General features: G+C 62.2%; 20 protein-coding genes and 1 pseudogene. 8 read left to right on the forward strand and 13 right to left on the reverse strand.

The annotated features are described in order from the left end of the window. Positions 1–181 precede the first annotated feature (181 nt). Entirely contained in the window at positions 182–1192 is a 1011-nt protein-coding gene (locus NLX68_RS21240; protein ID WP_026001168.1) for an aldo/keto reductase, read from the reverse strand. A gap of 92 nt (positions 1193–1284) precedes the next feature. On the opposite strand from NLX68_RS21240, the gene NLX68_RS21245 reads away from it, so the two are divergent. Beyond that, positions 1285–2184 (forward strand): LysR family transcriptional regulator, encoded by a 900-nt coding sequence (locus NLX68_RS21245; protein WP_254285678.1) that lies wholly within the window; start codon positions 1285–1287, stop codon positions 2182–2184. Between the two features lie 66 nt (positions 2185–2250). Here the strand turns inward: NLX68_RS21245 and NLX68_RS21250 are convergent, their stop codons facing one another. Continuing rightward, entirely contained in the window at positions 2251–3060 is an 810-nt protein-coding gene (locus NLX68_RS21250) for an NYN domain-containing protein (protein WP_036996880.1), read from the reverse strand. A gap of 775 nt (positions 3061–3835) precedes the next feature. Continuing rightward, complete coding sequence (locus NLX68_RS21255) at positions 3836–4063, reverse strand: hypothetical protein (protein ID WP_254285679.1); 228 nt, start codon at positions 4061–4063, stop codon at positions 3836–3838. Positions 4064–4533: 470 nt separating this feature from the next. Between NLX68_RS21255 and NLX68_RS21260 the strand changes: the two genes are divergently transcribed. Then, the gene (locus NLX68_RS21260) at positions 4534–5136 is read left to right on the forward strand and encodes a hypothetical protein (protein ID WP_254285680.1); all 603 of its coding nucleotides are present in this window, start codon (positions 4534–4536) and stop codon (positions 5134–5136) included. Here the strand turns inward: NLX68_RS21260 and NLX68_RS21265 are convergent. Continuing rightward, positions 5133–6008 (reverse strand): EamA family transporter, encoded by an 876-nt coding sequence (locus NLX68_RS21265; protein ID WP_254285681.1) that lies wholly within the window; start codon positions 6006–6008, stop codon positions 5133–5135. The two genes, NLX68_RS21260 and NLX68_RS21265, sit on opposite strands and share 4 nt — an antisense overlap. A gap of 95 nt (positions 6009–6103) precedes the next feature. Between NLX68_RS21265 and NLX68_RS21270 the strand changes: the two genes are divergently transcribed. Continuing rightward, positions 6104–6877 carry a helix-turn-helix domain-containing protein gene (locus NLX68_RS21270; protein ID WP_254285682.1) on the forward strand — a complete coding sequence of 258 codons (774 nt, stop codon included), beginning with the start codon at positions 6104–6106 and terminating at the stop codon, positions 6875–6877. 14 nt (positions 6878–6891) lie between these two features. Here the strand turns inward: NLX68_RS21270 and NLX68_RS21275 are convergent, their stop codons facing one another. After that, positions 6892–7671, reverse strand: coding sequence for a TatD family hydrolase (locus tag NLX68_RS21275; protein WP_254285683.1), 780 nt, complete (start codon positions 7669–7671; stop codon positions 6892–6894). Between the two features lie 2 nt (positions 7672–7673). Next, positions 7674–8669: a catabolite repressor/activator gene (cra, locus tag NLX68_RS21280; RefSeq protein WP_254285684.1), complete on the reverse strand. Its 996-nt coding sequence runs from the start codon at positions 8667–8669 to the stop codon at positions 7674–7676. A 961-nt stretch (positions 8670–9630) separates the two neighbouring features. Between cra and ptsP the strand changes: the two genes are divergently transcribed. The 3 genes from ptsP to NLX68_RS21295 are packed head-to-tail and all read left to right on the forward strand — an operon-like array spanning position 9631 to position 15169. Beyond that, a complete protein-coding gene (ptsP, locus tag NLX68_RS21285) occupies positions 9631–12489 on the forward strand; it encodes a phosphoenolpyruvate--protein phosphotransferase (protein WP_254285685.1) in 2859 nt (952 codons plus the stop codon). Beyond that, positions 12489–13436 (forward strand): 1-phosphofructokinase, encoded by a 948-nt coding sequence (gene pfkB / locus NLX68_RS21290; RefSeq protein ID WP_254285686.1) that lies wholly within the window; start codon positions 12489–12491, stop codon positions 13434–13436. Before ptsP ends, pfkB begins: the two co-directional genes overlap by 1 nt. Further along, complete coding sequence (locus tag NLX68_RS21295; protein WP_254285687.1) at positions 13433–15169, forward strand: PTS fructose-like transporter subunit IIB; 1737 nt, start codon at positions 13433–13435, stop codon at positions 15167–15169. The genes pfkB and NLX68_RS21295 overlap by 4 nt, the downstream gene beginning before the upstream one ends. Here the strand turns inward: NLX68_RS21295 and NLX68_RS21300 are convergent, their stop codons facing one another. Further along, positions 15170–15400, reverse strand: a complete 231-nt coding sequence (locus NLX68_RS21300; RefSeq protein WP_130266269.1) for a DUF3820 family protein — start codon at positions 15398–15400, stop codon at positions 15170–15172. Positions 15401–15604: 204 nt separating this feature from the next. On the opposite strand from NLX68_RS21300, the gene NLX68_RS21305 reads away from it, so the two are divergent. Further along, on the forward strand, positions 15605–16081 hold the full coding sequence (locus NLX68_RS21305; protein WP_010220644.1) for a PA2169 family four-helix-bundle protein: 477 nt from the start codon (positions 15605–15607) through the stop codon (positions 16079–16081). Here NLX68_RS21305 and NLX68_RS21310 read toward each other — a convergent pair. The 4 genes and pseudogenes from NLX68_RS21310 to NLX68_RS21325 form a co-directional block, all read right to left on the reverse strand. Continuing rightward, positions 16078–17571: a diguanylate cyclase gene (locus tag NLX68_RS21310; protein ID WP_254285779.1), complete on the reverse strand. Its 1494-nt coding sequence runs from the start codon at positions 17569–17571 to the stop codon at positions 16078–16080. The genes NLX68_RS21305 and NLX68_RS21310 overlap by 4 nt on opposite strands. Before the next feature lie 264 nt (positions 17572–17835). Further along, a pseudogene (locus tag NLX68_RS21315) lies at positions 17836–18074 on the reverse strand (transposase); the annotation flags it as partial. A gap of 447 nt (positions 18075–18521) precedes the next feature. Beyond that, on the reverse strand, positions 18522–19853 hold the full coding sequence (locus NLX68_RS21320) for an OprD family porin (RefSeq protein WP_036996865.1): 1332 nt from the start codon (positions 19851–19853) through the stop codon (positions 18522–18524). Between the two features lie 206 nt (positions 19854–20059). Continuing rightward, positions 20060–20275, reverse strand: coding sequence for a hypothetical protein (locus tag NLX68_RS21325; RefSeq protein WP_254285688.1), 216 nt, complete (start codon positions 20273–20275; stop codon positions 20060–20062). 264 nt (positions 20276–20539) lie between these two features. Between NLX68_RS21325 and NLX68_RS21330 the strand changes: the two genes are divergently transcribed. Beyond that, positions 20540–22123, forward strand: coding sequence for a PAS domain-containing methyl-accepting chemotaxis protein (locus tag NLX68_RS21330; protein ID WP_254285689.1), 1584 nt, complete (start codon positions 20540–20542; stop codon positions 22121–22123). 6 nt (positions 22124–22129) lie between these two features. Here NLX68_RS21330 and NLX68_RS21335 read toward each other — a convergent pair whose 3' ends face one another. After that, entirely contained in the window at positions 22130–22864 is a 735-nt protein-coding gene (locus NLX68_RS21335; RefSeq protein ID WP_254285780.1) for a YkgJ family cysteine cluster protein, read from the reverse strand. A gap of 11 nt (positions 22865–22875) precedes the next feature. Beyond that, complete coding sequence (locus tag NLX68_RS21340) at positions 22876–23187, reverse strand: hypothetical protein (protein WP_254285690.1); 312 nt, start codon at positions 23185–23187, stop codon at positions 22876–22878. Between the last annotated feature and the right edge of the window lie 17 nt (positions 23188–23204).

The raw sequence follows: 23204 nt of genomic DNA on the forward strand, positions 1-23204 counted from the left end.
GGGAACGGGCTATCTATAATGGGTCGCAAGCAGTCCGTCGCGAACGGCTGCTATCGACCCGACCCGGACGGTCGATGTTGGCCCCTGTTTTGTCGGCCGCGATCCCTATCGCTCACCGGCATCCGCACGGCCCGCAATAGAAGCTATGTCATCAACGTATCAACTGGTGGGTATCAGATGCTCAGGACACACTGCTGGGTACATTTGTACCCATACCTTCAGGTAAATAGGGGCGTATTTCTTCTATTTCAGCGTGGCTAAGACGAATTCTCGTGGCGTCGATCAATCCATTCACTTGGTCGGGCCTGCGTGCGCCTACGATAGCGCCGGAGACTGCCCGATTACGTAGTACCCAAGCAATGGCTACGGCCGCCGCTTTGACCCCATGCCTGGCACCGATATTTGCCATGACTTCTACCAAAGCGAGGTTCTTGCTGAGACGAGGTTCCTGGAAGTCGGCGCTCCGCGATTTTCGCCAATCATCGTCGGACAGCTGTGCAATCCGCTCGCGGGTCATGCTTCCCGTCAGTAAACCAGATTGTAACGTCGAGTAGGCAATCACGCCGACCTGCGCTGTTGCACAATAAGGCAGGATCTGATCCTCGATATCACGCATCAAAGCTGAATACGGCGGTTGAAGGGAGGCGATATCGGTTACGGAGCGGGCTCGCTCAAGCTGAGAAACATCGAAGTTTGACACGCCAATCGCCCTTATCTTGCCCTGAGCCTTGGCTTGGGCCAAGGTCGCCAAAGCCTCCTCGATGCCTTCGCTGTTTCCATCGGCCGGGAACGCTGGCCAGTGAATCTGATAGAGATCGATGACATTCACCTGCAAGCGACGCAGGCTATCCTCGATTTCTTTCATCAATGACTGGGGGGCGAGCGAATGAGAGATCTCACGGGTTTCGGGATCCCACACCAGGCTACCTTTGGTGAATACCAGCGGGCGACGCGAAGCCGGCACCTGACGCAGCAATTGCCCAGTCAATATCTCGGCATGGCCGAGTCCATATACGGCTGCTGTGTCGATCCAGTTCACGCCGCGTTCTACCGCGTACTCCAATGCTGCCAGGCTATCGCCATCATCTTGCGCCCCCCAGCTGAACTCCCATCCTTGCCCGGCAATGGCCCAAGTGCCCATTCCAATTGGCGAAATCAACAACTCGGATGTACCTAGCCGATTCTTTTGCATGCAAACCTCTCGTCGATTGAGGCGCAGAGTATTCATTGAGAGGTTACCGACGATAAGATAGCTAATCGTGTTTGAACTGCTGAGCTGAATTCATGAAATCCCCTTGCGACCTTTCCGAACTCGACGCCTTCGCCGCAGTGGCTCGCCATCACAGCTTTCGTAAAGCCGCCGACGAGCGAGGGGTATCTGCGTCAGCCCTCAGCCACGCCATGCGTGCCTTGGAAGGCAAGCTGGGGGTCAGACTCCTCAATCGCACCACTCGCAGCGTCACGCCTACCGAAGCAGGTAATCAACTTCTGGCCACGTTGGTTCCGGCGTTGGCACAGGTCGCCAAAGCGCTGCATGAACTGACCTTCAAACAGGAAATTCCCACCGGCACGCTGCGATTGAACGTATCGCGGCCCGCTGCCCGTCTCGTCGTTGCGCCACTGCTGGCGCCATTCACAGCAGCCTACCCACGTATCAATGTGGAGCTGGTGACCGATGATGGGTTGAGCGACATCGTCGACAAAGGGTTCGATGCCGGAGTGCGCTTCGGCGAGAGCCTGGCTGGTGACATGATCGCCGTCCCGGTGGGCCCACCCCAGGGATTTGTCACCGTTGCTGCCCCCAGTTACCTCAGCAGACACGGGACACCGGACACACCGCAAAGGCTACTTGAGCACGCCTGCATTGGCCGACGCTTTCCCAGCGGCAAACTGTACAAGTGGGAATATCTTGCTGAGGGGCAGCCCATGCGCCTGGCCGTGGCAGGGCCGTTGATACTGGAAGATGACACCATGATGATTCAAGCGGCGAAGGACGGCGCCGGGATCGCGTACGTGTATGAGGAGATGGCAAGGGAATACATGGCTCGGGGGCAACTGGAGGAAGTTCTCGAAGACTGGAAAGCCTTGCCAAGCAGGTTTTTCATCTATTACTCCAGCCGGCGTCACGTACCGCCAGCGCTAAAGGCGCTGATCGAGTTTGTGCGTGAAACGCAGCATCGTTGAATAAATTGATGGCAGTACATGTGTTCGCCGCCTAAATGGGTGTCCGGAATCATTAGACCACCACAGCTACGTGTTCGGCTGTCGGTGCCGGGCATAGAGTATCGAACCACCCACGCCCGACGTGCCTCTGGTTTGCAGTTCAAACGTATCCGGATACCCCTTGATCAACTCACTGAGCTTTTTATAACCATGGGTGCGAGGGTCGAATTCAGGTTTCAATTTGCTGATGTTGGTGCCCAGCGCTCCCAAGTGAGCCCAGCCATCCTCGTCGGCAATGTCATCCAAGATCTTTGCAATGAAACTTACGGGTGCCTTGGGTAGCTTTTTTACCTTGGGCATGCTGGCGACTTTGACGGCCTCGATTGCGGCGGGTGGCTCAGGTTCGGGGCGATCATGCCCATTGCTCGCCGCAACAAGCACTTCACTACGCAGCAATTCGGTATAGATGAACTTGTCGCAGGCCGACACGAACGGCCTGGGGGTTTTTTCTTCACCAAACCCATAGACGGTCAAACCTTCTTCTCGTAGCCGAGAAGCGAGACGGGTGAAGTCACTGTCGCTCGAAACCAGGCAGAAACCGTCGAAGCGTCGGGTGTACAGCAGGTCCATTGCGTCGATGATCAAGGTGCTGTCTGTTGCGTTCTTACCTTTGGTGTACGCGAACTGTTGGATAGGTTGAATCGAATGGTCGAGTAGCACCTTTTTCCATCCACCCAACTGCGGGCCAGTCCAATCGCCATAAATCCGCTTGACGTTGGCGACGCCGTACTTGGCGATTTCTTCGAATAAACCTTCGACAATTGCCGCAGGGGCATTGTCAGCGTCGATTAACACTGCCAAGTGTTTTTGCTTGGGAGGGGAGGTATGGATGGTCATGGGACGTCCTTGAGGTGAAGACTTCAACATGCCGTTAAATTATGGATGAACAAAGGGACCACTGCTTGGCACTAGAGAGCGTGTTGTGCCAACGGGTTTGCGGTGATGTGCACATCGCAGCCGGTTAGCCAATGACTTTCAATCGACTGCTTTCGGCCCCAAGCGGCCCGTGGACAGCTAATGGTCATCTGGCGCTTGATTTTAACGAGTCGTCAGACGCTTGTTGGCTATTGATTGCTGAAGAGTTGATCAAACGCCGAGGATTCAAACGGATGGGGTCACCCGTCATAGGCGTGAGTGAACAAATTCACCCAAGCTTCCAGTATGCTGAGTTCAACCTTGCGGCTGCAGGGATAATTGGTCTGGACATTACTTGCTTTCTGACTCTGTGGCAGGCGATGTATTTCTGCAACAGTTATTCGACCAGGTCCGCGCATGACGGGCGGCAGTCATCCGTTTTGCGGATTGGGAGTGCGTGCAGAGCATTTGCGAATGGCTGCAATGGGTTGAATCCACAGTCGAAAGCAGCCGTAAGAAATCAGTGGCTTTCGACCAAAAATTGAGCTTCCTTTAAGCTTGGCGTTTCTTAGGGCAATCCAGCTGTGCCACGCTCAGTGTTAAATCCAACCATCCCCTGCACCAGATCCTCCACCAACACCTATCGTTTTCAGCACTGAAGCACGATCTTCGCTCATCCATACCTCCCAAGGCATGCGCTGCCCCAAGCAGCCAGCCTCGCCTAAGCAACACTGGCGCTCGTCTGAAAGAAAAGGCCTCAGTGCTTCAACTGAACCTTGCTCAAAGCCACTTCAATCAAGCTCCGGGCGTGTTCAATCTCATGCATGGTGGCCAAGGTCAGTACCTGCCCAGGCGGTCTGGGATGCAGTAGCACCGTTTGTTGGGCAATAGTCAGCGCGCAGACTAGATATTCGGAAGTCTGGACAAGAAGGTCTTCAAGGGTTTGGTTGGGGTGGTGCGGGGGATCTGGGACGATTTTTAGCATGACAAACTCCGACATCGGTGGAGCTGCCACGTCTCTGCTGTCAAACAAATGGGTGGCAGCTGTACGCGGGTTGACAGACCGAGGATATCGGAACTCGGCGCACACAAGTGTGCCCCACGTACAGCCGCCATAAAGCGACGTACATGTGGTCCGAACTCAGAAATCGGCCTGTCAAAACCGGTCGTTGAATTGCCAACGACCGGCCGAGACTAGAGTCCTACCGGGACCACTGCAATGCTTTGAAAGCGGCAAAAGTATGATTGGGAAATGGACTACAGGGAATCAGGAAATTCTGAAGATTTCCGCCGCTAAAGTACCGTTCTCGCGACTCTTCGTTACAAATCCACGCAACACACTGGTGACCCTGCCATCACCCACGCCATCATAGGAGGTCACCGCAACCTGGCCCGGCCAGGCGCTGCGTTATATACGAAGGGCAACTAAAGCCCTCTTTTTTGCTGGGGCGATGGATGAAACAAGGGCGAGGGTGGGCGCTGGTGCTTTCGGTTGTGGTCTTGGCGGGCTGCGCCACGGCGCCGCCGAGGGATCAGAACAATCTGTGCAATATCTACCGTCAGTACCCGGACTGGTACGAAGATTCGCTGAAGATGCAGCAGCAGTTTGGCACGCCGCAACATGTGGCGATGGCGATCATGAAGCAGGAAAGCAGTTTCGTCTCCGATGCGCTGCCGCCCCGCGATTACTTGCTGTGGGTAATCCCGTGGGGGCGGGTGAGTTCGGCCTATGGTTATGCACAGGCCCAGGACCCGGTCTGGGGTGAGTACAAGTCCGGTACCGGCAATGGCGGCTCGCGCGATAACTTCGATGACGCGGTGATGTTCATTGGCTGGTACACCGCCGGCACCCAGCGCCAGTTGGGGATTTCCAAGTGGGATACCTACAACCAGTACCTGGCCTATCACGAAGGGCGCGGCGGTTTTAGTCGTGGGACTTATCGCAGCAAGCCGTGGCTGATGCAGGTGGCGCGCAAGGTGGAGGCGCAGTCGCGGCTCTACGGTGCCCAGCTCAAGGCCTGTCGCCAGGAGCTGGAAGATGATCGCGGTTGGTTCTAGACCGTTCGGCGCAACAGCGGGCGGGTCTTGATCAGCCCCGCTGCAAGGGCCGCCAGAATGAGGGCAATGGCGATGCCTTCGTTGCGGTCGATGTGGTGGCCGAGCATGACGATGGAGCCGGCGATGCCGAATATCGGAATCAGCAACGACAGCGGCGCGACGGTTGAAACCGGGTACTCGCGCAGCAACAGGTTCCAGCCCCAGTAACAGAAGTGCGTCGCCGCGTAGACCTGGAACAACAGTGACAACACTGCGATGCCTTCAACGTGGCTGGCCAGGGCGGTGAACGGCGCGCTGCCCTGGCTGAGCCAGGTGAGCAGCAGCAAGGGGATCGGCGGGAAGAGGCTGGCCCACACCACAAAGGCAAACATCTCACGCACTTTCGAGCGTTTGATGATGACGTTGCCAACGCTCCAGCTGAAGGCGCTGACCAGCAATACGCTGTACCCCGCGGTCGTTGCCTTGCCGGGGCTGTTGGCGATAATGCAGATCAAGCCCAGGGCGGCGAGTACCACGCCAATGCTCTGGCCAAGGCTCATGCCTTCGCGAAACAGCAGCACGCCCCAACCCAAGGTGAAGAAGGCACTGAACTGGATCAGCAGGGCAGCGGTGCCCGGTGGCACGCCCAGGCTGATGCCTAAATTGATCAGCGCCCACATCGCCACGCCGAAGATCAAGCCGTAGGCAGCCAGCCAGCCCAGGGCCACGGGCGGGCGTTTGATCAAGAACACCCAGGGCAGGGCGGCGAGGCTAAAGCGCAGGGCGGTGAGCAACAGCGGGTCGATCTCGGCCAGGGCCAGTTTGCTGATGGGGAAGTTCAGGCCCCAGATGGCTGTCACCAACACGGCGAGCAGCAGGTGTTTTCGTTGCATGGTGTTGTTATCCACAGGCGGGCAGGGCACAACTATGCGCAATGCAGGTGCTGGCCCGCTTGCGCTATCGGGTCACAGGTCGTTAGATTCGGGCCATGATTGAAATTGACCCGTCTGAACACATTCCCCGCGACGCGGTGGTAACCGCCGTTGACTATGCCGATGGTCATCACTTCGCCCTGCACACCCATCAGCGTGGGCAGTTCGCCTATGCGGCCTGTGGGGTGATCACCGTGTTCACGCGCCAGGGCAACTGGGTGGTGCCACCGCAACGGGCCATCTGGGTGCCGGCGCAGGTGCCCCATGAGATGGTCATGAGCGGGCCGGTGACCATGCTCAACACCTATATCAGCAATGAGGCCGCAGCTCGTCTTGGCTTGCCGGGGCTGTGTCAGGTGTTCGATGTTTCGGCGTTTTTGCGTCAGTTGCTGATCCAGGCTGCGGATGTGCCGGCGCTGTATGCGCAAGAACAGCGCGACGGTCATTTGATGGCGTTGCTGCTGCACGAAATCGCCAGCATGGCGCCGCTGTCGCTGAATGCGCCGCTGCCGGATGATCCGCGCTTGGCCCAGGCTTGCCAGCGGCTGTTGCAGCAACCGTCGCTTGAAGTGAGCATCGATGACATGGCCCGGCAGGTGGGCAGGAGCCGGCGCACCTTCACTAGGCTGTTTCGCCAGCAGACCGGTATCAGCTTTGTCGAATGGCGCCAGCAGGCATGCCTGTTGGCGGCGGTGGCACGCCTGGGCAATGGCGAGTCGGTTACCCGGGTGGCGATGGACCTGGGCTACAGCAGCCCGAGTGCGTTTACCAGTGTTTTTCGCAAAGCCTTGGGCGCGGCGCCGAGTCGGTATTTCAGCAAGGAAGGGTGAGGCGTGCGGCAGGGTTATTTCCAGCCAAACAACTCACAGGCATTGCCCGTACTCGCCTCAGCCAACCGCTCAACCTCGATCCCCATGATCCCAGCCAGCGCCTGGGCAATCTGCGGCAGATGCTCCGGGCTGTTGCGCACGCCCGGGAACATCACCGGCGCCATGTCTGGCGCGTCGGTTTCCAGCACCACGCTGTCCAGCGGCAACTGCGGCAGCACCTTGTGCAAGCGCAGCGCCTGCGGCCAGGTCGCGGCGCCACCGAGGCCGAGCTTGAAGCCGAGCTTGTGATACTCGCGGGCCTCTTCAACGCTGCCGGCAAAGGCGTGGATGATGCCGCCACGCTTGAGCTTGTAGCGCTTGAGCGTGGCGATCACCACGGCATGGCTGCGGCGCACGTGCAGCAGGGCAGGCAGGTTGCAGTCGACGGCCAGTTGCAGCTGGGCTTCGAACAGCGCCTGCTGGCGTTCGCGGTCGAGTTCGGGCAGGTAGTAATCCAGGCCGAATTCGCCGACGGCGCACAGTTGGCGCTCGCCCTGCAGGCGGGTCAGCCAGTCGCCCAGTGCGGTCAGGTGTTCGGAGCGGTGCTGGTCGAGGTAGACCGGGTGCAGGCCGAACGCCGCGTACAGCTGCGCGTCGCTGCGCACCAGGTCCCAGACCCGCTGCCAGTTGCTTTGATACACCCCCAGCACCACCATGCGCTCGACCCCGCCGGCCCGGGCATTGGCCAGCAGGGCCGGGCGGTCGGGGTCGAAATCTGGAAAGTCCAGATGGGTGTGGGTGTCGATCAGGCGCATGTTCAGGCCGTGAAGATTCGCTGTTTGAAGGTTCGACCGATGGCGTGCACGCCCGGTTCGTATTGCTTTTGTTCAACAGCGGCGAGGGCCAGTTTGAGCGCGGTTTCGGCGATCAGGCCGTGTTGCTGGGCCATGGCGTTGACCGGCAGCGGCAAGAAGTCCAGCAACTGGTTGTCGCCGAAGGTGCCCAACTGCAGGCTGCGCGAGTCGGCCGGGCGTGCTTGCAGCACGTCGAACACGCCTTGCAGCAGCACGTAGGAGGTGGTCACCAGGGCGTCGGGCAGGCGGCCGAGTTCTTCGATCAGTTGGTTCATCAGGCGCTGGCCGCACTCGCGGCTGAAGGCTTCGCCTTGCAGGCGGCTGATTTTGCCGCTGAAGCCTTCCAGGGCCTGGTCGAAACCGCCGGCGCGGGCCTGGCTGACGCTGAGCTCCGGGCGGGCGCCGATCAGGGCGATGTGCGCGGGTTTGGTGGCCAGCAGGCTGCGGGTCAGTTGCTGGCTGGCGTTGCGGTCGTCGCTGACGATCGAGCAGAAGTGCGCCGGGTCCAGGCTGCGGTCGATGGCGATGATCGGCAGGCCCTTGGCTTGCAGTTCGCGGTAGCTGTCGTCTTCCGGCGGCAGGCAGCTGGCGACGAACAGGGCGTCGCAACGGCGGGCGCGGAACAGTTGCTGGAGCTGGCGCTCGCTCTCGGGCTGGTCGTCGCTGCTGGCGATCAGCAGTTGGTAGCCCTGGGCCCGGGCGCGTTGCTCCAGTTGCTTGGCGATGCGCGCGTAGCTGGGGTTTTCCAGGTCGGGGAGGATGAACCCCAGGGTGCGCGTATGCCGGCTGCGCAAACCTGCGGCCTGGGGGTTGGGGGTGAAGCCATGGGCTTCGACCACCGCCCGCACCCGCTCGACAGTGCTGTTGCTGATGCGTTGCTGTTCGGCCTTGCCATTGATGACGTAACTGGCGGTGGTCACGGACACACCGGCCAGACGCGCGATATCGCTGAGTTTCACCGCATTTTCCTTGTTATTACCGAGACTGGCTGCAGAGCCTGACCGGGTATTGTCGCCGATCCTACGCGGGTGGCGCAGACGACCATTGTCGCAATTGTCCGACAATATGGGCAATGTTGTTCACATCGGTGTGAGCAACTGTCATTGGCAGGTAGCCAGCATATCAGGCGGTGCCTGGGTTGCGACCGCTTCGCGCTCGATCGCCGGCAAGGCCAGCTCCCACAGCGTTGGCGCAGTACCTGTGGGGGCTGGCCTGCCAGCGATGAGGCCAGTGCAGCCAACAAAGTAGGCGGTGCCTGGGTTGCGACCGCTTCGCGCTCGATCGCCGGCAAGGCCAGCTCCCACAGAGTTAGCGCAGTACCTGTGGGGGCTGGCTTGCCAGCGATGAGGCCAGTGCAGCCAACAAAGTAGGTGGCGCTTGGGTTGCGACCGCTTCGCGCTCAATCGCCGGCAAGGCCAGCTCCCACAGAGTTAGCGCAGTACCTGTGGGGGCTGGCTTGCCAGCGATGAGGCCAGTGCAGCCAATAAAGTAGGTGGCGCTTGGGTTGCGACCGCTTCGCGCTCGATCGCCGGCAAGGCCAGCTCCCACAGCGTTGGCGCAGTACCTGTGGGGGCTGGCTTGCCAGCGATGAGGCCAGTGCAGCCAACAAAGTAGGTGGCGCTTGGGTTGCGACCGCTTCGCGCTCGATCGCCGGCAAGGCCAGCTCCCACAGAGTTGGCGCAGTACCTGTGGGAGCCGGCGTTGCCGGCGATGAGCTGCATAGCAGCTCCAGCAATACGACAAGCAGGGCTTCATTGATCGCACATTATCGAGTAACGTGCTCGTGAATTTAGATTAAACGTTTCAGCAGGCGATTTTCTGCCGATCCAAGCGCCTGGACGGGGTCATTGCAACTGGCCCTCAGCTGAACAATTCACAACAATACCTCAGCACCTACCTGGTGCTGCAAAGGAGAAGGTCATGCTCGAGCTCACCGTGGAGCAGATATCCATGGGCCAGTCGGCTGTGGATAAGTCGGCGGCACTGCACCTGTTGGCCGAGCGCCTGGTCAGTGATGGCCTGGTCGCCGACGGCTATCTGGCCGGGCTGCAGGCCCGTGAAGCGCAAGGCTCGACCTTCCTCGGCCAAGGTATTGCCATCCCCCATGGCACCCCCGAAACCCGCGAGCTGGTGCACGCTACCGGCGTGCGCCTGTTGCAGTTCCCCGAAGGGGTGGACTGGGGCGATGGCCAGATCGTCTACCTGGCCATCGGCATCGCCGCGCGCTCCGATGAGCACCTGCGCCTGCTGCAACTGCTGACCCGCGCCCTGGGCGAGACTGACCTGGCCGAAGCCCTGCGCCGCGCCAGCTCCGCCGAAGCCTTGCTCAAGTTGCTGCAAGGCGCGCCGCAAGAGCTGGCCCTGGATGCGCAGATGATCGGCCTGGGCGTGCCCGCCGAAGATTTTGATGAGCTGGTGTGGCGCGCCGCGCGCTTGCTGACCCGCGCAGAATGCGTTGGCGGCGGTTTTGCCGGGGTGTTGCAGCAGGTCGACCCGCTGCCGCTGGGCGAGGGCCTGTGGTGGCTGCACAGCGAGCAGGCGGTGCGTCAGCCGGGCCTGGCCTTCGTCACCCCGCAACAGCCGCTGCGCCACAACGGCCAGCCGGTGCATGGCCTGTTCTGCCTGGCCAGCCTCGGCGCTGCGCATCAGGCCTTGCTTGAGCGCCTGTGCACGCTGTTGATCGAAGGCCGCGGCCAGGAGCTGTGCCGCGCCACCAACAGCCGCACGGTGCTCGAAGTGCTGGGCGGCGAGTTGCCCGCCGACTGGCCGAGCGCGCGTATCGGCTTGGCCAATGCCCACGGCCTGCATGCGCGCCCGGCCAAGGAGCTGGCGCAACTGGCGAAAAATTTTGCAGGCGAGATTCGCCTGCGCCTGGTCGACAGCGCCCAGCCCGCGGTGTCGGCCAAGAGCTTGAGCAAGCTGCTCAGCCTCGGCGCGCGGCGTGGGCAGATTCTGGAAATCATCGCCGAGCCGAGCATTGCCAACGATGCCTTGCCCGCGCTGCTGGCCGCCATCGAAGCGGGCCTGGGCGAAGAGGTCGAGGCGCTGGCACCGGTAGTCGAGGCGGTCATCGAAGTGATGGCTGAGCCTGAACTTGTCGCGCCCGCAGCGGGGGCGCTGATCCAGGGTGTTGCCGCGGCACCGGGCATTGCCAGTGGCCCGGCGCATATCCAGGTGCTGCGCGAGTTCGACTACCCGCTGCGCGGTGAGTCGCTGCCGATTGAACGGCAACGCCTGCAACACGCGCTGGCCAATGTTAACCGCGAAATCGAAGCGCTGACCCAGCGCAGCCCGGCCAAGGCCATCCGCGAGATTTTCGTCACCCACCAGGAGATGCTCGCCGACCCGGACCTCAGCGACGAAGTCGACCAGCGCCTGCGCCAGGGCGAAAGCGCCGCTGCAGCGTGGATGGCGGTGATCGATGCCGCCGCGCGCCAACAGGAAGCCTTGCATGATGCGCTGCTCGCCGAGCGCGCCGCCGACCTGCGCGATATCGGTCGGCGGGTATTGGCCCAACTGTGTGGCGAAGCCGACGTGCCGGCGCCGGAGCAGCCTTATGTGCTGGTGATGGAGGAGGTCGGCCCGTCGGATGTGGCGCGACTCGACCCGCAACGGGTGGCCGGGATTCTTACCGCCCGTGGCGGCGCCACCGCCCACAGCGCCATCGTCGCCCGCGCCCTGGGTATCCCTGCCGTCGTTGGCGCTGGCGATGCCGTGCTGCTGATTGCCCCGGGCACGCCGCTGCTGCTCGATGGCCAACGCGGCCGCCTGGCGGTGGCGCCAGCGGCTGAAGAGCTCGAACGTGCCCTGGCCGAACGCGACCGCCGCGAGCAACGCCTGCACGCCGCCAAGGCCCGGCGCCTGGAGCCGGCGATCACCCGCGACGGCCATGCCATCGAGGTGTTCGCCAATATCGGTGAAAGCGCCGGGATCGAAGCGGTGGTCGACCAGGGCGCCGAAGGCGTCGGCCTGCTGCGCACCGAACTGATTTTCATGGCCCACCAGCAGGCCCCGGACGAAGCCGTGCAAGAGGCCGAATACCGCCGCGTGCTCGATGGCCTCGACGGTCGGCCGCTGGTGGTGCGCACCCTCGATGTCGGCGGCGACAAGCCCTTGCCTTACTGGCCGATCGCCAAGGAAGAAAACCCCTTCCTCGGCGTGCGCGGCATTCGCCTGACCCTGCAGCGCCCGCACGTGATGGAAAGCCAGTTGCGCGCCTTGCTGCGGGCCGCCGGCGACCGGCCGCTGCGGATCATGTTCCCGATGGTCGGCCAGCTCGAAGAGTGGCGCCAGGCCCGGGCCATGGTCGAGCGCCTGCGCGAGGAAATCGCTGTCAGCGACCTGCAACTGGGGATCATGATCGAGGTGCCGTCGGCCGCCTTGCTGGCGCCGGTACTGGCCCAGGAAGTGGACTTCTTCAGCATCGGCACCAACGACCTGACCCAATACACCCTGGCCATCGACCGCGGCCACCCGAGCCTCTCGGCGCAAGCGGACGGCCTGCACCCGGCGGTGCTGCAACTGATCGACATCACCGTGCGCGCCGCCCATGCCCATGGCAAGTGGGTCGGCGTGTGCGGCGAGCTGGCCGCCGACCCGCAGGCGGTGGCGCTGTTGCTCGGCCTTGGCGTCGATGAGCTGAGCGTTGCGGCGCGCAGCATTGCCGAGGTCAAAGCCGAAGTACGTGAACTGAATTTTGAACATGCCCAGCAGCTCGCGCGCCAAGCGTTGCTGCAGGGCAGTGCCGGCGCAGTGCGGGCACTGGTGGAGACCCGTTGATGGCCAAGATACTAACCCTGACCCTGAACCCGGCGCTGGACCTTACCGTCAGCCTCGACAGCCTGCATGCAGGTCAGGTCAACCGCAGCCAGGCGCAGCACAGCCACGCCGCCGGCAAGGGCCTGAACGTCGCCCAGGTGCTGGCCGACCTCGGCCATAGCGTGACCGTGGGCGGCTTTCTCGGCCGCGACAACCTGGCACCGTTCGAGGCGCTGATCGCCCGCCGTGGCTTTGCCGATTGCTTCGTGCGGGTGGCAGGCGAGACCCGTTGCAACATCAAACTGGTCGAAGCCAGCGGCCAGGTCACCGATATCAACGGCCCCGGCCCGCAGGTCGATGAGCAAGCGCGCCTGGAACTGCTGACCCGCCTTGAGCAGATCGCCCCCGGCCACGATGCAGTGGTGGTCGCAGGCAGCCTGCCGCGTGGCATCAGCCCGCAGTGGCTGCAGATGCTTCTGGCCCGGCTCAAGGCCATGGGCCTGAAAGTGGCCCTGGACAGCAGCGGCGAAGCCTTGCGTGCCGGGCTTGCCTGCGCACCGTGGCTGGTCAAGCCGAACACCGACGAGCTGGGCGAAGTGCTCGGCAGTGCGGTGCATGACTTTGCCCAGCAGCAACAAGCGGCGACCCGCCTGATCGGCCAGGGCGTCGAGCATGTGGTGGTGTCCCAGGGCGAGCAGGGGGTCAACTGGTTCTACCCGGGCAGTGCCCTCGGCGCCGTGCCGCCCAAGGTCACGGTGGCCAGCACCGTCGGCGCGGGTGACTCGCTGCTGGCGGGCATGGTCCATGGCCTGCTGAGCGCCGATAGCCCTGCGCAAACCCTGCGCCGGGCCACGGCGATTGCCGCCCAGGCGGTGACCCAGATCGGCTTCGGTATTAACGACCGGGCACAACTGGCGCAGCTGGAAAGCCAGGTGCAGCTGACAGAACAACAAGAGGGTTGCAGATGAACATTGCCATCGTCACCGCCTGCCCCAATGGCCAGGTCTCCAGTGTGCTCAGTGCGCGCCTGCTGGAAGCGGCAGCGCTGCGCCAGGGCTGGAGCACCAGCGTTGAAGTGCACGACCCGCAGCAAGCCGAGCGCCAGCTGTCTGATGCCGCGATTGCCGCTGCCGACTGGGTGCTGGTGATCAACACCGGCCCACTGGACCTTCGCCGTTTTGCCGGCAAGCGGCTGTACCAGAGCACCCCGGCGCAAGCGCTGGCGGATGTGGAAAACTTTTTGCGTGAAGCGGCCGACAAGGCTGTGGTCTATCAGCCCGAAGCTGAGCAGGTGGAAGCCCCTGTCGAGCGCAGCGCCAAAGTCGTCGCGGTCACCGCGTGCCCGACTGGCGTCGCCCATACCTTCATGGCCGCCGAAGCGTTGCAGCAGGCGGCGCAGCAACTGGGCTACCAGCTCAGCGTCGAAACCCAGGGTTCGGTGGGGGCGCGCAATCCGTTGTCGGCAACGGCCATTGCCGAAGCCGATGTGGTGCTGCTGGCTGCCGACATCGAGGTGCCCACCGCGCGTTTTGCCGGCAAGCGCATTTATCGCTGCGGCACCGGCGTGGCCCTCAAGCAGGCCCAGGCCACGCTGAAAAAAGCCCTCGCTGAAGGCCGGGAAGAATCTGCCGCGCAAGGTGCCAGCGCCGCCCCGGCCCGCAGCGAGAAAACCGGGGTGTACAAGCACTTGCTCACCGGTGTGTCGTTCATGCTGCCGATGGTGGTGGCCGGTGGTCTGCTGATCGCGCTGTCGTTCGTCTTCGGTATCGAGGCCTACAAGGAGCCCGGCACCTTGCCGGCCGCATTGATGCAGATCGGCGGCGAGGCGGCGTTCAAGCTGATGGTGCCGTTGCTGGCCGGTTACATTGCCTATTCGATTGCCGACCGTCCGGGGCTGGCGCCGGGGATGATTGGCGGCCTGTTGGCCAGCACCCTGGGGGCGGGTTTTATCGGCGGTATCGTCGCCGGATTCCTGGCCGGTTACAGCGCCAAGGCCATCAACCGCTGGGCGCGTTTGCCGACCAGCCTGGAAGCACTCAAGCCGATCCTGATCATCCCGCTGCTGGCCAGCCTGTTCACCGGCCTGGTGATGATCTACGTGGTCGGTAAACCCGTGGCTGGCATGCTCGAAGGCCTGACCCATTTTCTCGACAGCATGGGCACCACCAACGCGATTCTGCTCGGGGTGTTGCTCGGCGGGATGATGTGCGTCGATTTGGGCGGGCCGATCAACAAGGCGGCCTATGCGTTTTCTGTCGGGCTGCTGGCCTCGCAGAGTTACGCGCCGATGGCCGCGACCATGGCCGCCGGCATGGTGCCGCCGATTGGCCTGGGCATCGCCAGCTTCATTGCCCGGCGCAAGTTCGCCCAGAGCGAGCGCGAAGCCGGCAAGGCGGCGCTGGTGCTGGGCTTGTGCTTTATCTCCGAGGGGGCGATTCCGTTTGCCGCCAAGGACCCGCTGCGGGTGATCCCGGCCAGTGTCGTCGGCGGCGCGCTGACCGGCGCCTTGTCGATGTATTTCGGCTGCAAGCTGATGGCGCCCCATGGCGGCCTGTTCGTCATGCTGATCCCCAATGCGATCAACCATGCCTTGCTGTATGTGCTGGCGATCGTCGCCGGTAGCCTGCTGACGGCGCTGGTGTATGCGGTGCTCAAGCGCGGCGAAGGGGTGGAGCTGGCGGTGCAGCCGGCCAAGGCCTGATCAGCTGCGCGGGCGCGGGTGCTTCTTGCGCAGGGGTACCAGCAGGTCGCTCAGGCCGTTATGATCGACCTCGTGCATCAGCGCCAGCAGGCCGCCCAGCTCGCCCTTGGGAAAGCCCTGGCGGGCGAACCAGTTGAGGTAATGTCCCGGCAGGTCGGCAATCAGCCGGCCCTGGTATTTGCCGTAGGGCATTTCACGGGTGACCAGCAGGACGAGGGCTTCCGGGTTCATGGCAAGGGTATTCTTGGGATGGATGGGCGCCAACATACATGCAATCTGCATGAAGGCCAAAGGACAGTTCATGCAGAACGCGTGAAAGTCATAAGTTCATTTAATTTCAAGCTATTGAAAATTAAAGATATTTTCTAAGTTCTCAGGCTGGCACGAACCCTGCTCCGATCTATTGCATCTTCCCTCATGCAAAGGAGCAATGTCATGACTACTCCCAACAAAGAAGTCGTCTCGGTTCTCAACGAACTGATCGAATTCAGCAAGGATGGCGAAAAGGGTTTCAAAACCTCTGCCGAGGATGTGAAGAATCCGGAGCTGAAAAGCTATTTCATCCAGCGTTCTGGTGAGTGCGGTAGCGCCGCTGTGGAACTGCAGCAGCAAGTGCGTATCCTCGGTGGCGATCCGGAAACCTCGACCAGCGTCAGCGGTGACCTGCACCGTGGCTGGGTCAACCTGAAGTCGATGCTCACCGGCAAGGATGAAGAAGCGGTGCTCAACGAAGTCGAGCGCGGCGAGGACCATGCTCTCAAAGCCTACAAGGACGCCCTGGAAACACTGGCCCGCCTCAACACCCTGCCAAGCAGCGAGGTCTATGCCCTGGTTGAACGTCAGTACCATGGCGTGCAGCGCAACCATGACCAGGTCAAGGCCCTGCGCAACCAGGCGCGCGCCAAGTCTTAAGCGGCTACTTCGACCCGGTTGCGACCGTTGCCCTTGGCACGGTAAAGCGCCTCATCGGCATCGCCCAGCAAGGTCGCAAGCTCTTGCTGGGCGCCTGGCGTGTGGCAACCGATGCCAATGCTGACGGTGACCGGTGCGGTGTCATCGGCAAATGGCGGCAGCGCCTCGACAGCGGCACGAATGCGCTCAGCCAGGAGCCGGGCACCGGGCAGCTCGGTCTCCGGCAACACCACCAGAAACTCTTCCCCACCGTAGCGTGCGGCCAGGTCGGCCGGGCGGCGGATGCTGCTGGCGATGGCGCTGGCCACCTGGCGCAAGGCGGCATCCCCACCCGGGTGCCCGTGGCGCTCGTTGAAGGCCTTGAAGTGATCGACGTCGATCATCAACACCGCCAGCGGCCGGGCATTGCGCAGGCTGCGCGCCCATTCCTGGCGCAGCACCTGGTCCAGGCGCCGGCGGTTGGCCAGGCCCGTCAGGCTGTCGGTGGCGGCGAGGGCGGCCAGGCCTTGTTCGGCGCTGTGCCGGCGACGCAGTTCGCGGCCCAGCAGCAAGGTCAGCCAGAGAATACCGATGCACAGCACGCCGGTGGCCACGCTGACCAGCACCGCCGTGCGCCGCCACGACTGGAACACCTCGTCGGCGGAGTGCGCAACGATAATGATCAGCGGCAGGTCGCCGACCCGGGCGAAGGTGAACAGGCGTTGTTTGCCGGTGCGCGTGGAGACCCCGGCAAAGGTGCCGCTGACATCCGCGCGCATGCGCTGAAAGTTCGGCCGGTCGCTGTAGTTCTGGCCGATGCGCGGCTCGTCGGGCGTAGCCGGGTGACGCACCAACAGCACGCCGTCGGTGTTCATCAGGTTGATACTGCTGTCGCTGCCGATGTCCAGGCGCTGGAACAGCGTGCTGAAGTACGACAGGCGCAAGGCCCCGGCAGCGACCCCGAGAAATTCCCCGTGGGGCCCGGAAATACGCCGGCTGAAGCTGATGCACCAGTCCAGGTCGCCCAGCCGCGCTTTGAACGGCTGGCCAATCAGTAAACCCAGGTTGGGGTTGTCGCGGTGTTGCTGGAAGTCCTTGCTGTCGGCGAAATTAGCCTGGCGCGGGATGGCGCTGGTGGAGTCGGCGACCACATCACCCTTGGCGTCGAGCCAGAGGATATCGCCGCGCACCGGTGCGGTAACGGCTTGGTTGAACAGAATCTGTTGGCGCAGCTCGGTGGGCACCGCGAGCAGTTCCGGGCGCTGTATGGCCCAGATCAGGCTTTGCAGGGAGAGGTCATAGAGTTCGACATTGCGCACGATGTCGCTTTCGATCAGTTGCACGATATTGCTGGCCGAGCGCGCGGCGGCCTGTTCGGCGCTGCTGCGTTCGCGCATCAACAGGAAGGTGACGATGGCGACGATGGCGAGCACTGCAAGGCAACTGCCCAGATTGAGGATCAGCTCCGGATGAGACTTGTACAGGGCGGATCGCTGGGATCGGGTGGGCAACGTCATGGTCACTAATGCCGAAGACCGTCTAGAAAGTGCGGTGTTACTGCGCGGCGGCCGTATTCTAGGGGGGCAGGGATTGTCGGACAAGGATTTAATCGTGTCTTCTGACGAGTAGATGCAACTGTTTGCGGTGGGAGCAACAGTCTGTCATCTGGTTAACTGTGGGAGCCGGCCTTGCCGGCGATGGGGGGCGTAGCACCCCCGGCCCGGCTATGCCGGGCATCGCCAGCAAGGCTGGCTCCCACAGGGACTCAACCGCCTTCAAGCCGGCTGTTCTCGCCAGGGCGTTCCGCTTTTGAGCATGGCATTCAATCGCACGATCAATACCCGCATGCACGCAACCACTGCTTGAAGTCCTTGTTGTGCCGAATAACGATCCAGCAGGCCATGTACAGCGCTCGCCTGCCCCGTGACCGACCACCCCATATCGTGCGTTTGCCTGAGTGTTTGCCACTGTCCTGGTTGAAGGGCGCGACGCCCACCAGCGCCGCGATTTTTTTGCTGTCTACCTGACTGAACAAAGCGGTCCCGCCGCAGGAGTTACTCACGAAGTAAAGCGCGCTCAACGCCGCGCACTCGTAGCCGCCCGTGGCTTCAAGCAAAACCTGGGAACGCGGGTCATCACTGATTTTTTCGACCAACTGCTTGAAGCCGCTCAAGTCATTGGAAACATTGAAACTCACACCCTCGGGACGGATGTGAACCGCTAGCTTGGTGCTGGAAACAGCGATGCCGACAGAGGAAGACATGGCCAAACCCTCTTAGCCTCAACGAATGAGAGCACTTTGGCTTGGCCCACGCTTGTGATTCGAGATTTGGCCCTCATCCAACTGTTCGGGCTCTCGCCAAAGTGGAACGGTGAATGGCAGTTTGTGCTCCCACATGTGCTCTAGGCACCTCGGATTAGCAACTTGTCATTCACCGCTCCCACTACCGGGTTGGGTCGATCAGAAAATGTTCAGCGGGTAGTCAACGATCACCCGGTACTCGTCGACATCGCTGTCGATATGCGAGTAGCCCTGGGTGCCACGGTGCGAGGCCCAGCGCAGCAGCACCGAGAGATCCTTGAGCTGGCCTTCCTGGAACACGTACTGCAGGTCGACGTCACGTTCCCAGTGCTGGGCGTTCTCGCCATCGGCGTTGTACCAGTGGCCGTAGCCGACGCTGTTGGGGTCGACCTTGCTCATGTCCAGCTCACCGCGCGAGTAGGACACAATCGAGGTCAGGCCCGGGATGCCGGCCCCGGCGAAGTCATAGGCGTACTTGAGCTTCCACGAACGCTCGTTGGGGCCGTTGAAGTCCGAGTAGATCTGCGAGTTGTCCAGGAAGATGCTGTCGCCCTGGTTGATGTAGTCGAACGGGGTGTTGCCGTTGACCCGCTGGTACACCGCGGTAAGGCTGTTGTAGCCGACGTTGACGGTGAAGTGCAGGCTGTAGGTGTTGTTGTCGATGTGCCCGAGCAGCGCCTGGCCGGTGTCCTGGGTGTGATAGAAGTGCAGGCCCGGGTTGAGGCTGACCAGCTCGTTGAGCTGCCAGGTGTAGTCGACATCGAAGTAGTACTGGTTCCAGATGTCCTTGAGCTCGGCGGCATACAGGCTCGAGGTCAGGTTCGGCACGCCGCTCCAGGCCACGCCGGCCCAGTTCAGGTGTCGGCTGTCGCGCTCGTCCTGCAGCTTGCCGTAAAAGGTGTCGATACGCCGATGGCCGCTCTGGTTGTAGGGCTTGGTGAAGCTGGCTTGACCGGCTTCGAGCATCACCCCGTCAAAGCTGTTGTTGGTGATGCTGACGCCGCGGAAGGTCTGCGGCAGCATGCGCGACTCGCCACCGGCGATCACCGGGTTGGTGAGGAACAGGTCGCCGGCCTTGAGCACGGTGTCAAACGCCTTGAGCTTGAGCGCAGCACCGGCGGTGGAGAACGAATCATGGGCCTTGCCCGGTTCGCCATCACCTTTGGTGTTGATCGGCAGGATGCTGGAACCGGAGGTGCCGCCACCGCCGTCGAGTTTCAGCCCGAGCATGGCGTGGGCATCGAGGCCGAAACCGACCGTGCCCGGGGTGTAGCCCGATTCGAACTTGCCGAGAAAACCCTGACCCCATTCGCGGTTGTCACGCACACCCGGCAGCAGCTGGTTGCGGTTCAGGTAGTAGTTGCGTGCGTGCACGTTGAGGCTCGACCCTTCGATAAAGCCTTCGGCCTTTTCCTCGTCGGCCTGGGCAGTGAAGGGCATCGTTGCAGCCAATGCAACGAACAGCGGGGTGAAGCGTAAAGCAGTGTTCACCGGTGTGGGCTCCTTGGGGTGAATGTACGGCAGTTTTTATTGTACGAAAGACGCTCTTGTCATGAACAAACGCGCCAGCGCGCTGGCACTTTTCGACACATGAAAAAAAAGCCGCTGATCGGCAGCGGCTTTGAAAGACAACCGTACAGGCGCTCAAGTCACCTGTGCTGTCGTCGAGGGAGTCGAAGGGGTGAAACGGGGCCCGATCAGCTCTCGGAAGCGTCATCCGCATCAGCTTTTGCAGCGGTCTGTTCCAGGCCCTGGGCCTGCTCGGACTGGTGCTTGGCGATGACCTCCTGAAGAACCGTGGCACGCTCGGCGTTACGGGCAACAAAGGCCTGGGATTCTTCAGCCATGGTCAGTGGCGACAGCAACAGGGAGGACAGGATGAATACGCTGGCAACACCCATACTGTTGGACATTTGCAACAACCTTCTTGCTTGGCAAGTGTGAAGTAGGTCTGAGTAAATTAGTCGGAAGTGGGTGAGAGAAACAGTTACTTTTGGGATAAGCACTATTGCGTCAAAGGTAATAGTCATTGAATTTGTGCGGGTTTCAATCGCGGGCCTGTCCCGCGACCGGTAGTGGCCAAGTGCCAATATCCTGCGCTGGATCAAGGTTGGGCAAAAAATTGCCACTAAAGTCGTACGCCCTGCCGATTCTCCCGACAATAACGAGTGCCTCCGATGAAGAGCAATTTGCCTGTGACCGGTCGCAATGTGGATTATCCCGGTGACGCCAATATCCTTTCCACCACTGACCTGACCAGCCAGATCACTTACGCCAATGACGACTTCATCAAGGTCAGTGGTTTTACCCGCGAAGAGCTGATAGGCAGCGCCCACCATATCGTCCGCCACCCGGACATGCCGCCCCAGGCCTTCGCGCAAATGTGGCAGACGCTGAAAAGTGGCCAGTCGTGGATGGGGCTGGTGAAGAACCGCTGCAAGAACGGTGATCACTATTGGGTCAGCGCTTTCGTCACGCCCATCTCCAGCAATGGCCAGGCCGTGGAGTATCAGTCGGTGCGGACCAAGCCCAGTGCCGAGCAGGTCGAGGCCGCCGAGCGCTGTTACGCGAGGATGCGCAGCGGTCCGCTGCGCTGGTGGCAGCGTTTACCGGTGGTTGGTTTGGCCTGGCAACTGTGGGGCGGGGTGACCCTGGCGCTGGCGGCGGTGTTCGCTTTCAGCCGGCTGCTGTTGCCAGCCCTGCCATGGCAAGGTGCGCTGGAGCTGATCCTGGCCAGTGGCCTGGCGGCCTTGATGATCTTCATCGCCTTGCGCCCGCTCGAGCGCTTGCGCGTCCAGGCCCAGGCCATCGCCGACAACCCCTTGAGCCAGCAGCTGTACACCGGCCGACGCGACGGCATTGGCCAGATCGACTTTGCCCTGCGCATGCTCAAGGGCCAGTTGGGCGCGGTGGTCGGCCGTATCGGCGACACCTCGCGGCGCCTGGCCGGGCATACCGGTAGCCTGGCTCAATCGCTGCAAAGCAGCCACAGCAACAGCCTGGAACAACAGAGCGAAGCCGATCAGGTGGCCACCGCGATCAACCAGATGGCCGCCAGCGTCGCCCAGGTCGCCAGCAGTGCCCAGCAAGCCTCCCAGGCCGCCGACCAGGCCGAGGGTGAAACCCAGGCCGGGCATCAACTGGTCGACCTCAACCGCAGCGCCATCCAGAACCTGGCCAACTCGCTGAGCTCGGCCACTGAAGTTATCCACAATCTGGAAAGCCACAGCAGTGAGATCACCGGGGTGCTGGAGGTGATTCGCGGCATCGCCGAGCAGACCAACCTGTTGGCGCTTAATGCCGCCATCGAAGCGGCCCGGGCCGGTGATCAGGGCCGCGGTTTTGCCGTGGTCGCCGACGAGGTACGCGGCCTGGCCCAGCGCACCGCGCAGTCGACCCACGAAATCCAGCGGATGATCAGCGCCTTGCAAAATGGCGCGCGTGAAGCGGTGCAGGTCATGCAGCAGAGCAGCGAACATGCCGGGCACAGTGTCGAGCAGGCCCAGCGCGCCGCCAGTGCCCTGGACGGCATCAGCCTGCGGGTCAACCAGATCAGCGAAATGAGCCTGCAGATCGCCGCGGCGGTAGAGCAGCAGAGCCAGGTCAGCGAGAACATCAACCGCAACATCATCAGCATCCGCCAGGCCAGCGAAGCCACGGTGCAGGTCGGCCAGCAGAGCCACCTGAGCGCCACCGACGTGGCCGGGCTGGCGCAGGACCTGCGCCGGCTGGCGGATGAATTCTGGCGGCGTTGTCAGTAGGGCGGTTCAGAACCCGATGAAGCTGTAGTAGGTGCCGGACTCGCTGCGGGTCTTCGCACCGCACGCCTCAAGCTCGGCACTCAAGGCCGGATCGATCACATGCAGCGTCCATGCTGCCACGGGCTGATCGAGCTGCGGTTGCTCAAGGGCCTGGGCCAGCGCCGCGGTGTCGGGCAGGTAAGCGGTAAAACCATTGCCCTTGAGCGCGCTGACATCAATGCCCAGCGCCTGGCAAATGGCGAGCTTGGCGCGGATATCGTCGCGATCGGCCTGGCGCGAACGCTCGATCAGTTCAGCCAGGCGCCGGTCGACCAGTTGCTGACCATGAATCAGCGCCGGGCCGCTTTGCCAGGCTTCACTCGGACAGTCCTTGGCCTCGGGGCGCAGCGGGATGTGCGGGTTGATCTCCATCGGGTAGATACGGCACACCAGCGGGCGGATCTCGTAGATGCCGCAGCGGTTGTCGTCGTCGAGGTTGCGGCAGCGGCCGGGGTTGAAGGCGGCAAAGGTGATGGTGACCCAGGCCTCGCTGCTGCCGCAGGGCACCGGCCAGGAGCGGCGCGTGGCGTGCTCGCGCTGTTCTGCCGGCAGGCCCAGGCCATTGGCCAGGAAGGCTTCGGCCAGGACGATGACCTGGCCGCCGGTGCCCGCCCACTGTCTGGCCTCGCTCAGGGTCAGGGGGACATGATGACCGGTGCAGCACTTGCCACAGCCGGTGCAGTCGAAACGGATATCGGTAATGGGCGCGCTATTCACGGTTGGCCAGGTGTCCATTCGGTGACGAAGGCAGCCTTGCGCTTTTTATCGAACAGGCACAGTTCGGTGCCTTTGCGGTTGTTCATGTGCTTTTGCGGGTAGCGGCCTTCGAGCAGCAGGGCGCTGTAGCCCACACGGTCGTCGAACTCGGCAGCCTTGCCCCGGGCCTTGACCTGTTTGAGCTGGCTGGCGCCGATGCAGCTTTTCAGCACCTGCTGTTGATGATCGCTCCAGGCCTGGCTGCTGGATGCCTGGGCGCCGGCGCTGAACACAGCGCAGCCGAGCAGGGTGAAGAGAAGGGCTTTCATCGGCGGGATACTCGCAA

It is taken from the genome of Pseudomonas sp. SBB6 (assembly GCF_024213215.1).
Lineage (GTDB): Bacteria > Pseudomonadota > Gammaproteobacteria > Pseudomonadales > Pseudomonadaceae > Aquipseudomonas > Aquipseudomonas donghuensis.